The organism is Novosphingobium sp. SG751A (assembly GCF_013149295.1).
GTDB lineage: Bacteria > Pseudomonadota > Alphaproteobacteria > Sphingomonadales > Sphingomonadaceae > Novosphingobium.
In genome coordinates, this window is sequence record NZ_JABGCB010000007.1 from 132,594 (window position 1) to 146,093 (window position 13,500).

Consider the following 13,500-nt stretch of genomic DNA (forward strand, 5'->3'; position numbering starts at 1 on the left):
ATGATCCGCTTTCTGCTCGACGGGCAAGTGATGAAAATCGAGGCGGGCGCGCAGGAAACCGCGCTGCACCTCATCCGCGAAAGACTGGGCCGAAAGGGCACCAAGGAAGGCTGCGGCGAGGGCGATTGCGGGGCCTGCACGGTGCTGCTGGGCGAGATCGTGGGGAGCACGGTGCAATGGCGCGCGGTCAATTCGTGCATCCTGTTTGCCCCCATGCTCGACGGCAAGGCGCTGGTGACGGTCGAGAGCCTTGGCGCGCCTGATCGCCTCTGCGCGGTGCAGGGGGAGATGGTGGCGCGCCATGGCAGCCAATGCGGCTTTTGCACCCCCGGTTTCATCATGAGCCTTGAAGGGCGCGCAAGGGGCGGATTGGGTACGGTAGGGCGTCCTGTGGCCGATGTGCTGTCGGGCAATCTGTGCCGCTGCACCGGCTATGGCCCGATTTTGGACAGCGCGGCGGCCTGCCCCCCCGCCCCGCGCGATGATGGCGATGTGCTGGCGGGCCTGACGGGTCTGCCGCGCGGCGAGGGCGAAAACTGGCACGCGCCGCGCTCGGCCGATGAACTGGCCGCGCTGTTGATGGCCTATCCCGAGGCGCGGATCGTCGCCGGGGCCACGGATGTCGGCCTGTGGGTGACCAAGCAATTGCGCGATCTGGGGCGGGTGATCTTCATCGGCGATGTGGCCGATCTGCGCGGGATCGGGGAGAATGAGGCGGGCGTCACGCTGGGCGCGGCGGTGCGCTATTCGGAAAGCTGGGATGTGCTGGCCCGGCTCCACCCGGATCTGGGCGAGCTGATGCGGCGGATTGCGGGGACGCCGGTGCGCAATGCGGGCACGATCGGCGGCAATATCGCCAATGGATCGCCGATCGGCGACATGCCGCCCGCGCTGATCGCCCTTGGCGCGACATTAACACTGCGCCGGGGCGATATGCGGCGCGAAATGGCGCTGGAGGACTATTTCCTGGCCTATGGCAAGCAGGACCGGCGCGAGGGGGAATTTGTAGAAAGCGTCTTCATCCCCCGCCCCGCATCCGATGCGGTGATCGCCATCATAAAACTTTCCAAACGCTTTGACAGCGATATTTCGGCGGTGCTGGGGGCGTTCCATCTGTCCATCGAGGATGGCATGATCGCCCGCGCGCGCATCGCCTTTGGCGGCATGGCGGCCACGCCCAAACGCGCTCATGCCACCGAGGAGGCGCTGATCGGCAAGGCATGGGAGGAGGCGACCATCGAGGCCGCGATCCCCGCTCTATCCCGCGATTATCAGCCTTTGAGCGATGTGCGCGGATCATCGGCCTATCGCCTTGCCGTGGCGGGCAACCTGCTGCGCCGCCTGTGGCTGGCGCAAAGCGGCGAGGCGGTCAGCGTATTGGAGGTGGGCCATGGCTGAGGTCCACACACCCCATGCGCATGACAGCGCCCGCCTGCACGTAACGGGCGCGGCGGCCTATATTGACGATCTGCCCGCGCCTGCCGGGCTGCTGCATCTGGCCTTTGGGCTGTGCGCGCGGGCCCATGCGCGCGTTCTGGCGATGGACCTGTCGGCGGTGCGCGCGGCGCCGGGCGTGGTGGGGGTCTATACCGCTGCTGATATTCCCGGCGACAACAATGTCGGCCCGCTGCGCCATGACGAGCCCCTGCTGGCCAGTGACGAGGTGCATTTTGCCGGGCAGCCTTTGTTTCTGGTGGCCGCGCAAAGCTATGATTCTGCTCGCCGCGCGGCAAGGCTGGCCAAGGTGGACTATGAGGATCTGCCCGCCCATCTGACCGTGGCGCAGGCCCTGGCGGCGGGCGACCATATCGAACCGACCCAGCGCATGGCGCGCGGCGATGCCGATGCCGCGCTGGCCGCCAGCCCGCGCCGCCTGTCGGGCAGGCTGGAAATCGGCGGACAGGAACATTTCTACCTCGAAGGCCAGATTGCGCAGGCGATGCCGATGGAGGACGGACAGACCCATGTCTGGTCCTCGACCCAGCATCCGTCCGAGGTGCAGCATCTGGTCGCCCATCTGCTGGGCCGCCCCAGCGCCGATGTGACGGTGGAGGCGCGGCGGCTGGGCGGCGGTTTCGGCGGCAAGGAAACGCAGGCCACCGCGCCCGCCGCCGCCTGCGCGCTGGTGGCCATGAAAACGGGGCGGCCCGCGCGTCTGCGCTATGACCGCGACGACGACATGGTGCTGACCGGCAAGCGGCATGATTTTGTCATCCGCTATGACGTGGGCTTTGACGACGAGGGCGTGCTGATCGGGCTGAAACTCGATCTGGCCTCGCGCTGCGGGATCAGCATGGACCTCTCGCCCTCGATCAATGACCGGGCGATGTTTCATGCCGACAACGCCTATTGGCTGCCCGCGGTGGAAATCCTCAGCCACCGTCTGCGCACCAACACCGTGTCGAACACCGCCTTTCGCGGCTTTGGCGGGCCGCAGGGAATGATCGCCATCGAGCGGATCATGGATGATGTGGCCGCCGCCGTGGGCCGCGATCCTTTGGATGTGCGCCGCGCCAACCTTTATGCGCCGGGGCGCGACATCACGCCCTATGGCATGCGCGTGGCCGATAATGTCGCGCCCCGGATCATGGATGAACTGGCCGTGTCCTGCGATTATGCGGCGCGGCGCGCGGCGGTGGCGGATTTCAACGCAAGCCATCGCGTGCTCAAAAAGGGCATCGCCCTCACCCCGGTCAAATTCGGCATCAGCTTTACAGCGCAACATCTCAATCAGGCAGGCGCGCTGGTGCTGGTCTATGCCGATGGCTCGATCCAGTTGAACCACGGCGGGATCGAGATGGGCCAGGGGCTTTACACCAAGGTGGCGCAAGTGGTGGCCGATGTCTTCGCCCTGCCCCTTTCGCGCATCCGCATCACCGCCACGCGCACCGACAAAGTGCCCAACACCAGCGCCACGGCAGCCTCTTCCGGCTCGGACCTGAACGGCATGGCGGCCTATTATGCGGCGATGGAGATCCGGGGGCGGATGGCCGCATGGCTGGCCGCGCAAAATGGCGTGACGGCGCAGGATGTGCGCTTTACCCGCGAGGGCGTGGTGGCCGGAGACACCACCATGCCTTTTTCCGCGCTGGCCCGCATGGCCTATATGGCTCGGGTGCCATTATGGGCCAGCGGCTTTTACGCCACGCCCGACATTCACTATGACCGCGCCGCGCATCATGGCCGCCCGTTTTACTACTTCGCCTATGGCGCGGCCTGTTCCGAAGTCGTGATCGACACGCTGACGGGCGAGCATAAGGTGCTGCGGACCGATATTCTCCATGACGCGGGACGCTCGCTCAATCCGGCGATTGATCTGGGGCAGGTCGAAGGCGGGTTCATTCAGGGCATGGGCTGGCTGACCACGGAGGAACTGGTGTTCCATCCCGATGGCCGCCTGCTCTCCCACGCGCCCAGCACTTACAAGATCCCCACGGCCGGCGACCGCCCCGCCCATATGGACATTCGCCTGTGGGACCGGGGCGAAAATGTCGAGCCGACGATCCACCGCTCCAAAGCCGTGGGCGAACCGCCTTTCATGCTGGCGATCAGCGTTTTCAGCGCTTTGAGCGAGGCGGTGATGGCGGCTGCGCCCGGTGTCGGCCTGCCCGCGCTGGATGCGCCCGCCACGCCCGAGCGGGTTCTCAAGGCCATTGCGGAGTTAAAGGCGCGATGATCTGGCAGGATCTGGCCCGGCAGGCTTTGCCGCGCGAACCGGTCGCGCTGATCAGCGTGCTGGCCACCGAAGGGTCGGCCCCGCGCGGGCCCGGCGCGCGCATGGCGATCACGGCGGGCGCTATGGCGGGCACGATCGGCGGCGGGCGACTGGAGCATCAATTGGTGGCGCAGGCCCGCGCGATTCTGGCCCATCGGGCCGGAAGCTGGCGGGTGCAGGATTATCCGCTGGGGCCTTTGCTGGGCCAGTGCTGCGGCGGGCGGGTGCGGGTGATGGTCGAGCATCTGGCCGATGCGGCATGGTTCGATGCGCCAACGCTGACCATTTTGCGCGAGGGGGGCGTGGAGCGGAGTGCTCTGGACAAAAGGCCCGCAATGGCCATTCCCGCACGTGGCCCCCTGCCCGCCCCCGGCTTTGCCTTTGCCGAGCCGCAGGATGGGCCGCGCCTGCCGCTGATGCTGTTTGGCGCGGGCCATGTCGGCCAGGCGATTGCGGGGCGGATGGATGGGTTGCCGCTCTCGCTGGGGTGGTATGACAGCCGCGCGGAATATGATCGCCCCGGCGTGGTGATAGCGCCCGAGGCGGAATTGGTCGAATGCGCGGCCAGCGCGGGGGGCGATTGTGCGGTGCTGATCCTGACGCATGACCATGGACTGGACTATCGGCTGGTGGCGGCGGCCTTGCGGTCAAGGGCGCGGTTTGTCGGGCTGATCGGTTCGGCCACCAAGCGGGCGCGCTTTCTGGCGCGGCTGCGCGGCGAAGGGGTGGATGCCGCGCGCCTGACCTGCCCCATCGGCATCCCCGGCATCACCGGCAAGGAGCCGGACACCATCGCCATTGCCGTGCTGGCGCAATTGCTGTCGCTGCCCATGGCGGCCGCGATGGAGCAGGCGGCATGATCCATGCGTTTCGCGGCGAGATCCTGACCACGCCCGCCCCCGATGTGGTCCGGCATTATCCCGATGGCTTGCTGGTGGTCGAGGATGGGCTGGTGGTGGCGCTGGGGGCTTATACCGATCTGGCGGGGCGGTTTGGCGATGTGGCGGTGGAGGCTTTGCCCGGCCTGATCGTGCCGGGTTTCATCGACACCCATATCCATTATCCGCAGACCGGGCGAATCGCGGCCCATGGCCAGCAATTGCTGAGCTGGCTGGAGCAGCATATTTTCCCGGCCGAGAAAGCCTTTGCCGAGCGCGCCCATGCCGACCATGTGGCCGCCTTCTTCCTCGACGAATTGCTGCGCAACGGCACGACCAGCGCGCTGGTTTTCGCCACCGTGCATGAGGGCAGCGTGGACGCTTTGTTCGAGGCGGCGCTCTCGCGCAATATGCGGATCATTTCGGGCAAGGTGCTGATGGACCTTGGGCCGGAAGGATTGCGCGATACGCCCGAGGCAGCGCGGGGGGAAAGCGAGGCGCTGATCGCGCGGTGGCGCGGACGCGGGCGGCTGGGTTATGCGGTGACGCCGCGTTTTGCGCTGACATCATCCGATGCGCAATTGCGCGTGGCGGGCGATCTGCTGGCGGCGCACGCCGACGTGATGATGCACACGCATATGGCGGAAAACCTTGGCGAATGCGCGGCGGTGGAGGCGCGGTTTGGCGCCGCGCATTATATCGACGCCTATGACCGGTTTGGCCTTGTGGGGCCGCGATCGCTGTTTGCCCATTGCATCCATATGAATGACGCCGCGATGGGCCGCATGGGCGAGGCCGGATCAGCGATCGCTTTTTGCCCGACCAGCAATCTGTTTCTGGGTTCGGGCCTGTTCGATCTGGCCCATGCGGACCGGTTCGGGGTGAAGGTGGGCATGGGCAGTGATGTGGGCGCGGGCACGAGTTTCTCGATGCTGGCAACGCAGGGCGAGGCCTATAAGGTGTGCCAGATGCGGGGCGCGGTGCTCGATCCGTTTCGCGCGCTCTATCTGGCAACGGCCGGGGGCGCGCGGGCGCTGGGCCTGTCGGATCGCATCGGTGGATTGGAGGCGGGGCAGGAGGCCGATTTCATCGTGCTGGATCCTGCCGCCACGCCTTTGCTGGCGATGCGCACGCAGGGGGCCGGGCTGGCGGAAAAGCTCTTTGCCATGCAGGTGCTGGGCGATGACCGCTGCGTGGCGCGCACCTATATTGCTGGCATCCTTGCCCATTGCCGATAGGATAGGCCCATGAGCGATCTCGACAATTTCAACCTGGACCAATTTATTGGGGGCATCCCCAAGGCCGAGCTTCACCTGCATATCGAGGGCAGCCTTGAGCCGGAGCTGATGTTTGAACTGGCGCGGCGCAATCGAGTGGCGATCCCCTTTGCCAGCGTTGAGGACGTGCGCGCGGCCTATCAATTCTCGAATCTTCAGGACTTTCTCGACATCTATTATGCCGGGGCGCAGGTCTTGCAGACGGCGCAGGATTTTCACGATCTGGCCGCCGCCTATTTTGCGCGGGCGCGCGCCGATGGGGTACGCCACGCCGAGATCTTTTTTGACCCCCAGACGCATACCGACCGCGGCATTCCCTTTGACGTGGTGATCGAGGGGCTGCTTTCGGGCATGGCGGCGGTCGAAGGGGTCAGCTCGAAGCTGATCCTGTCCTTCCTGCGCCATCTGGACGAGGAGGCCGCCTTTGCCACATGGACAGCTGCGGAAAAATGGCTGGACCGGATTGCGGGCGTGGGCCTCGATTCCTCCGAACTGGGCCATCCGCCTTCGAAATTCGCCCGCGTCTTTGCTGCTGCGGGCGAGGCAGGCCTCAAGCGCGTGGCCCATGCCGGCGAGGAAGGCCCGCCCGCCTATGTCTATGAGGCGCTCGACATCCTGCATGTCGACCGAATCGACCATGGCAACCGCGCACTGGAAGACCCCGCGCTGGTCGAGCGTCTGGCGCAATCGGGGATGACGCTGACCGTCTGCCCGCTTTCCAATCTGAAATTATGCGTGGTGGGCGATCTGGCCGATCATCCGATCGACCGGATGCTTGAGCTTGGGCTGAACGCCACGGTCAATTCGGATGATCCGGCCTATTTCGGCGGCTATGTGGCCGAAAATTACCGGGCGGTGGCGCATGCGCGCAACCTTGGCAAAGCGCAGATCGCCGCGCTGGCGCGCAACAGCTTTACCGGCTCATTTCTGAGCCCCGAGGAAATCGCCACCCATCTGGCGACAATCGAGGAATTTGCGCGCCAAAACTAGATTTTGTGCCATGGCGGGCCGCCCGACTCGACCTGCCGCAAAAAAAGAACAAGCCAAACGGCAATTTTCCCGCTATGGGCGCGCCATATGACGGGCTGCTGGCTGTTGTCGCGCCCTCTTTTGGCCCCTTTGGCGCCTGTTACCGAATGTTCCCATTCCTCCTGCCCCCACCGGGGCAGAGCCACAAGAGTTTGCATGACCGAATCGAACCTTCCCGCCACGCTCGCCCCCTGCATCCTTCGCGCCATCGAGACGCAAGGCTACACTTCGCTGACCGAAGTGCAGTCCAGCGTCATCAAGGAGGAAGCGCATGGCCGTGACCTCATCGTTTCGGCGCAGACCGGATCGGGCAAGACCGTGGCCTTTGGTCTGGCGATGGCCAATGACCTGCTGGATGGCGGCGAAATGCTGCCGCCCGCACGCGATCCGCTCGCACTCATCATCGCCCCCACGCGCGAACTGGCGCTTCAGGTCAGCCGCGAGCTGACCTGGCTCTATTCGCAGGCGGGCGCGCGCATCGTGACCTGCGTTGGCGGGATGGACCCGGTCAAGGAACGCCGCCAGCTCAACATGGGCGCACATATCGTGGTGGGCACGCCGGGCCGTCTGCGCGACCATCTGGAGCGCGGCGCCATCGACCTGTCGGGTCTGAAGGCGATCGTTCTGGACGAAGCGGACGAAATGCTCGACATGGGCTTCCGCGAGGATCTGGAACAGATCCTTGAAGCTACGCCCGAAACCCGCCGCACGCTGTTGTTCTCGGCCACGATGCCGGGTCAGATCGTGGCGCTGGCCCGCCGCTATCAGCGCGACGCGCTGCGCATTTCGACCGTGGGCGAAAACCGCGGCCATGGCGACATCGCCTATCAGGTGATGACCGTGGCCCCGGCCGACATCGAACATGCGGTGGTCAACCTGCTGCGTTTCCACGAAGCCGACACCGCGATCCTGTTCTGCGCCACGCGCGACAATGTGCGCCACCTGCACGCCACGCTGGTCGAGCGCGGCTTTGCCGCCGTGGCCCTGTCGGGCGAGCATAGCCAGAATGAGCGCAACAACGCGCTTCAGGCGCTGCGTGACCGCCGCGCCCGCGTTTGCGTGGCCACCGACGTTGCCGCGCGCGGCATCGATTTGCCCAATCTGACGCTGGTGGTCCATGTGGAAATCCCGCGTGACGCCGAAACGCTTCAGCACCGTTCGGGCCGTACCGGCCGCGCGGGCAAGAAGGGCACCGCCGTCCTCATCGTTCCCTTCCCGCGCCGTCGCCGGGTGGAAATGATGCTGCGCGGCGCGCGTATCGAGGCCGAATGGACCGAAGTGCCCAGCCCCGAAGCCATCCGCGCCGCCGACCGTCAGCGCATGCTGGACAAGATGCTGGCCCCGGTCGATGCCGAGGACGATGCCGAGGATCTGGCCATCGCCGAAGAGCTGATGAGCCAGCGCAGCGCGCAGGAACTGGCGCTGGCGCTGGTGCGTTCGCATCGCGCCTCGCTGCCCCAGCCCGAAGAGCTGATCGCATCGGCGCCGGACAACATCCGTCAGGCGCATCACCGCGCCGGTTTCGAGGATGTGGCCTGGTTCCGCATCGACATCGGTCGTCAGCAGAACGCCGATCCGCGCTGGATTCTGCCGCTGCTGTGCCGCCGCGGCCATGTGACGCGCGGCGAGATCGGCGCGATCCGCATCGGCCCGAACGAGACCTTTGTGCAAATCCCGCGCAATCTGGCCGAACGCTTTGGCAATGCCATTGCTCGCACCGCCGTGCCGGGCAGCGACGATGAGGCCGGTGTCAACATCGAGCCCAGCACCACCGGCCCGCGCGAGCAGGCCCGCGAGCACCGCAAGGGCCGCCATGCGCCGGGCGCGCGTCGTCCTGCGCACAGCGAAGGCCATGCCCAGCACCCCAATGGCGTAAAGCCCTATCGCCCCAAGCCTGCGGGCGGTAAGGGCGGCTTTGGCGGCGGCTTCAAGGGCAAGGGCCCGCGCGGTCGCGACTGAGCCTGATAGGCCTTTAAAACAGAAAGGGCGGCGGAACCAACCCGGTTCCGCCGCCCTTTTGCTGTGCCCTGATGGGGGCGAAGGGGATTAACCCTCCGCCAGAGCCGCATCCGAGGCCGGATTGCGTGCGAACCAGCCGAAATAGGCAATGACCGCATAGCAGATCGCAGGCAGTGCCAGCGACAGGGCAAGGCTGCCCATGCCGTCGGCAATCGCGCCCGTGGCCAGAGGCACCACCGCGCCGCCAAAGATGGCAATGTTGATGATGCCCGAACCATCGGCCGCCTTGGGGCCAAGCCCTTCGCAGGCGAGGCTGAAGATGGTGGGGAACATGATCGAGTTCATCAGGCCGATCAGCAGCAGGCTGTAGGCTGCCGCATGGCCGGTGGTGTTGGTCGAAATCAGGATCAGCGCAATCGCGCCAATCGCGTTGAAGGTCAGCACCTTGCCCGGCGAAACCACGCGCAGCAGCGCGGACCCTGCAAAACGGCCCACCAGCGCGCCCGCCCAGTAATAGGGGATATAGCCGCCCGCCGAGGCATCATCGAGGCCCAGCACGCTGGACTGCTTGAGATAGTTGACGATCAGCGAACCGATCGACACTTCCGCGCCGACATAGAGGAAGATGCAGAGCGCGCCCAGACCAAAGCGCTTTTGCGAAAGCAGCGCGAAACCGGCCGCCAGCGAGGTCTGCTCATGCTGCTCGCCCTTGAGGCGGTTGCGGTTGAACCACACCACAGCGGCCACCAGCGCCAGCGCGGCGGCCAGAGCGGTATAGGTGTTCACCACGTGCTGGGTTTCGGCCATGCGATAGGCGTCAAGCGCCGGGCCGGTCAGGTCCTCGACCTTCACGTCCTTGAGCTTGCCAAGGATGATCGGCGCGCCCACCAGCGGAAAGATCACCGTGCCAAGGCTGTTGAAAGCCTGCGCAAAGGTCAGGCGACTGTGCGCGGTCTTGGCCGGGCCAAGCAGCGAGATCAGCGGGTTGGTCACGACCTGCACCACCACGACGCCGCTGGCCAACACGAAGAGAGCGGCAAGGAAGATCGCATAGGTCGCGCTTTTCGAAGCCGGGATGAAGAGCAGGCAGCCCACCATCATCGCCAGCAGCCCCGCCACCGCGCCGCGCATATAGCCGATCCGCTTGACCAGCGCGGCACCGGGCAGGCCGATCAGCGCATAGGCGGTGAAGAAGCAGAATTGCACCAGCATCGCCTGGGTGTAATTCAGCGTGAAGAGTTCCTTCAGCTTGGGAATGATCACGTCATTCAGGCTGGTGATGCCGCCGAAGATGAAGAACAGCGCCATGACAAACAGGCGCAATTCCGGTGCGTCGATATTCTGGCCCGCCTGCGCGCTGCCTTTGGTGTCTGGAGCCAATGCCATGGGCGTAAATCCCCCTCCTCTTGTGCCTTTATGCGCCTGTCATATCGACAGATCCCGTTGCAGCAATGGCGCAGCCGCAGATATACGTTTGCAAGGCGCCAAGCAGCCTAGCCCTCGGCAATCTCGACAACGCTGTCAAGCGTTTGTCCACCACGCATACGCTTGCAAATTGCCCCGGCATGACGAAAAAGCGACGAATGGTGGCCGCATCCCTCTCTGTTCAGCCTGTTGTGGATGCCTCGGCATGGATCATGCCATGGCTGGATATGGCGGCGACCACGGTTTTTGCGCTGTCGGGCGCACTGGCGGCGGCGCGGATGCGCAAGACGCTGGTCACCTTCATGTTCTTTGGCGCGATCACGGGCGTGGGCGGGGGCACCTTGCGCGATGTGCTGATCGGGGCGCCGGTGTTCTGGATGCATCGCAGCGCACCGATTGCGATCTGTCTGGGCGCGGCGCTGGTGGTGTGGTTCACGCCGCGCCGGATCTGGCCGGAACAAGCGCTGGAATGGTGCGATGGCATCGGGCTTGCCGCCTATAGCGTGTTTGGCGCGGCCAAGGCGCTGTCCTTTGGCATACCGCCGCTGCCGGCCGCGATCATGGGGGTGGTGACGGCGTGTATGGGCGGGATTTTCCGCGATATGCTGGCGGGCGTGCCCTCGATCGTGCTGCGGCCCGAGATTTACGTGACGGCGGCGGCGCTGGCGGCGGGGTCCTATGTTGCGCTGGTCAGCATGGGGCTGCATGGCGGGCTGGCGATGGGGGTGGGCTTCCTTGGCGGGCTGATCCTGCGCTTTGCCGCGATCCGCTGGCAATTGGGCCTTCCAGCCTACAAAGACCTTTAGGCGCTTGCCTGTAAACTCTATTGGGCGCAGACAGTAACCCATGCGTCATAAAGAGCTTCGTCTCGCTCTGGTCTGTTACGGGGGCATCAGCCTCGCGGTTTACATGCATGGCGTGACCAAGGAAGTGTGGAAACTGGCCCGCGCCAGCCGCTTGCGCCAAAATCCCGACAATCTTTTGCCCAGCGAGCGGATCTATGCCGATCTGCTGAACAGAATCGCGGATCTGTCGGCGACCCAGCTCTGGGTGCTGCCCGATATTGTTGCCGGGGCCAGCGCGGGGGGGCTCAACGGCGTGTTTCTGGCCCAGGCGATTCACACCGGGCAATCGCTCGAACCTTTGACGCGGCTTTGGCTGGAACGGGCCGATATCGACTGCCTGCTTGATGCCGACGATCAGGGCTGGACCGGCTTTGCCAAGCAATGGGCGGTGCCTTTGGTGCGGATGCTGCTGACGCGCACCTCGCCCATATCGCACACATCATCGGCCATTGAGGATGAGATCAGGGCCAAGCTCAACCGGCTGGTGCGTTCGCGCTGGTTCGAGGCGCCGTTCAGCGGGATCGGCTTTTCGCGCCTGATCGCCGAGGCGCTGGATGCCATGGCCGATGGCGCCTGCGGGGCGGCACTGCTGCCCAGGGGGCACCCGCTCGACCTGTTCACCACGGCCACCGATTATGCGGGCCATCCCGAAAAAGTGGCGCTCAACAGCCCGCCATGGGTGGAGGAGCGCGAGCATCGCGTGGACATCAGCTTTCGCGCGGTTGCCGGGCATGGGGCGCTGGCGGCGCTGCCCGAACTGGTCTTTGCCGCGCGCGCCTCGGCCAGTTTTCCCGGCGCGTTCCCCCCGCTGCTGCCCACCGAAATCGACCGGCTGATGGCCGAACGCGACGAGGAATGGAGCGGGCGGACGGGGTTCCTCTCGCGCGTGCTGCCCGCCCATTTTGCCGCCGGAACGGTTAACGAGGCCGCGTTGATGGATGGCTCGATCCTCGTCAACGCGCCCTTTGCGCAGGCCATCGCCGCCCTGCCCTCGCGCCCGGCCGAGCGCGAAGTGGACCGCCGCCTGCTCTATATCGACCCCACACAGAATGTGATTTCTAATGTCCGGCCCACCGGCGCGCCGGGCTTTTTCAGCGTGATCTTTCGCGCCATTTCCACCATCCCGCGCGAACAGCCGATCCGCGACAATCTGGAGGCTTTGTCCCGGCAATCGGCCGATATGGCCCGCGTGCGCCAGATTATGGCCGCGATCCAGCCCGAGGTGGAAGCCTCGGTGCGAATGGCGCTGGGGCGCGATGTGCTGGGCACATGTCCCGATAGCACGCAGATGGCGGCATGGCGTCAGGCATCCCACGCCGCCGCCGTCGAACAGGCCGGTTTCGCCTATCAGGCCTATGCGCGAATGAAGCTGGAGATCACGCTGGACGCGCTGGCGCAGGCGTTAACCCGCGACGGGCCGGTGGCCGCGCCCGAAGCGCAGATCGGCACACCGATCCGCAACGCGCTGGGCCGCTGGGCCAATGCCAATCTGCGCCCCAGGGGCACCGCGGGCCAAGGCATGTCGAGCGAAATGCTGGCCTTTTTGCGCAGCCATGACGGCGGCTTCCGCCTGCGCCGGATGCGCCACCTGATTCGGCGGCTGGAGGAAACGCGCGAGGAATTGGGCGATGTGCCCGCCCATCATCACGACACCGCGCGCGATGCGGCATGGCAGGGCCTGTCGCTGGCGCTGGGCGTGGCGGCGCCGGTTCCGGCCGATCCGGAGCGGGTATTGGTTAACCCCGGAGAGGTGCTGCGCGATATGGCATCGGCGGGCGTGCTGCCGCAACTGGACGCGCGGATCGATGCCATTCTGGTTAACGCGATCCGCCACGTGCCCGGCGCGCTGGGACAGGCCATGCTGCTGGCCTATCTGGGCTTTGCCTTTTACGACGTGGCCACGCTGACCCTGACGCGGGGACAGGGCGAGGCCGAGATGAACCCGGTCAAGATCGACCGCATCTCGCCGCGCGATGTGGCCCGAGGCGATGGCGCCACGGGTCTGTCGCGAAGATTGAAGGGCGAGGAATTTCATCATTTCGCTGCCTTTTTCAGCCGGGCCTATCGCGAGCATGATTACCTGATGGGGCGCCTGCACGGCGCGGCGCGGATGGTTGATCTGTTGATCTCGACCGCGCCGGGGGCCATCGATTCGCAGGAGAGCACGCGATTCGCCCATCGCCTGTTTCATGCCATTCTTGACGAGGAACAGGGCAAACTGACCGCCGATCCGGAGCTGATCGCCAGCCTGCGTGCGGAATTGTCTTTACGTCCTTACTAACGGACTTTATCCAAATATCCCCAGCAAGTCCAATAAGTGACCCCTTGGACTATGCAAAACTTAGCTCTTTGTTAACCAATTTTATGCAGTT

General features: G+C 65.3%; 9 protein-coding genes. 8 read left to right on the forward strand and 1 reads right to left on the reverse strand.

Going from position 1 to position 13,500, the window contains the following annotated elements; translation table 11 throughout:
- The 6 genes from xdhA to FHW96_RS11255 all read left to right on the forward strand — a co-directional run bounded on the left by xdhA (position 1) and on the right by FHW96_RS11255 (position 8,858).
- Positions 1-1,398 (forward strand): xanthine dehydrogenase small subunit, encoded by a 1,398-nt coding sequence (gene xdhA / locus FHW96_RS11230; RefSeq protein ID WP_172340661.1) that lies wholly within the window; start codon positions 1-3, stop codon positions 1,396-1,398.
- Positions 1,391-3,676 carry a xanthine dehydrogenase molybdopterin binding subunit gene (xdhB, locus tag FHW96_RS11235; protein ID WP_172340662.1) on the forward strand — a complete coding sequence of 762 codons (2,286 nt, stop codon included), beginning with the start codon at positions 1,391-1,393 and terminating at the stop codon, positions 3,674-3,676. The genes xdhA and xdhB overlap by 8 nt, the downstream gene beginning before the upstream one ends.
- Positions 3,673-4,575, forward strand: coding sequence for a xanthine dehydrogenase accessory protein XdhC (gene xdhC / locus FHW96_RS11240; RefSeq protein ID WP_172340663.1), 903 nt, complete (start codon positions 3,673-3,675; stop codon positions 4,573-4,575). Before xdhB ends, xdhC begins: the two co-directional genes overlap by 4 nt.
- Positions 4,572-5,831, forward strand: coding sequence for a guanine deaminase (gene guaD, locus FHW96_RS11245; protein WP_172340664.1), 1,260 nt, complete (start codon positions 4,572-4,574; stop codon positions 5,829-5,831). Before xdhC ends, guaD begins: the two co-directional genes overlap by 4 nt.
- Positions 5,832-5,840: 9 nt before the next feature.
- Positions 5,841-6,860, forward strand: a complete 1,020-nt coding sequence (locus tag FHW96_RS11250; protein WP_172340665.1) for an adenosine deaminase — start codon at positions 5,841-5,843, stop codon at positions 6,858-6,860.
- Positions 6,861-7,055: 195 nt separating this feature from the next.
- Positions 7,056-8,858 carry a DEAD/DEAH box helicase gene (locus FHW96_RS11255; protein ID WP_172340666.1) on the forward strand — a complete coding sequence of 601 codons (1,803 nt, stop codon included), beginning with the start codon at positions 7,056-7,058 and terminating at the stop codon, positions 8,856-8,858.
- An 87-nt stretch (positions 8,859-8,945) separates the two neighbouring features.
- Here the strand turns inward: FHW96_RS11255 and FHW96_RS11260 are convergent, their stop codons facing one another.
- A complete protein-coding gene (locus FHW96_RS11260) occupies positions 8,946-10,244 on the reverse strand; it encodes a sugar MFS transporter (protein ID WP_172340667.1) in 1,299 nt (432 codons plus the stop codon).
- A 197-nt stretch (positions 10,245-10,441) separates the two neighbouring features.
- Here FHW96_RS11260 and FHW96_RS11265 point away from each other — a divergent pair, with 197 nt between their 5' ends.
- Positions 10,442-11,089, forward strand: a complete 648-nt coding sequence (locus FHW96_RS11265) for a trimeric intracellular cation channel family protein (protein WP_172340668.1) — start codon at positions 10,442-10,444, stop codon at positions 11,087-11,089.
- Positions 11,090-11,129: 40 nt separating this feature from the next.
- Positions 11,130-13,409 (forward strand): patatin-like protein, encoded by a 2,280-nt coding sequence (locus FHW96_RS11270; protein WP_172340669.1) that lies wholly within the window; start codon positions 11,130-11,132, stop codon positions 13,407-13,409.
- Positions 13,410-13,500 lie beyond the last annotated feature (91 nt).

Excerpts from the sequence above, each read along its gene's own strand:
- xdhA (WP_172340661.1), top strand. The coding sequence starts at position 1 with ATGATCCGCTTTCTGCTCGACGGGCAAGTGATGAAAATCGAGGCGGGC.
- xdhB (WP_172340662.1), top strand. The coding sequence starts at position 1,391 with ATGGCTGAGGTCCACACACCCCATGCGCATGACAGCGCCCGCCTGCAC.
- xdhC (WP_172340663.1), top strand. The coding sequence starts at position 3,673 with ATGATCTGGCAGGATCTGGCCCGGCAGGCTTTGCCGCGCGAACCGGTC.
- guaD (WP_172340664.1), top strand. The coding sequence starts at position 4,572 with ATGATCCATGCGTTTCGCGGCGAGATCCTGACCACGCCCGCCCCCGAT.
- FHW96_RS11250 (WP_172340665.1), top strand. The coding sequence starts at position 5,841 with ATGAGCGATCTCGACAATTTCAACCTGGACCAATTTATTGGGGGCATC.
- FHW96_RS11255 (WP_172340666.1), top strand. The coding sequence starts at position 7,056 with ATGACCGAATCGAACCTTCCCGCCACGCTCGCCCCCTGCATCCTTCGC.
- FHW96_RS11260 (WP_172340667.1), bottom strand. The coding sequence starts at position 10,244 with ATGGCATTGGCTCCAGACACCAAAGGCAGCGCGCAGGCGGGCCAGAAT.
- FHW96_RS11265 (WP_172340668.1), top strand. The coding sequence starts at position 10,442 with ATGGTGGCCGCATCCCTCTCTGTTCAGCCTGTTGTGGATGCCTCGGCA.
- FHW96_RS11270 (WP_172340669.1), top strand. The coding sequence starts at position 11,130 with ATGCGTCATAAAGAGCTTCGTCTCGCTCTGGTCTGTTACGGGGGCATC.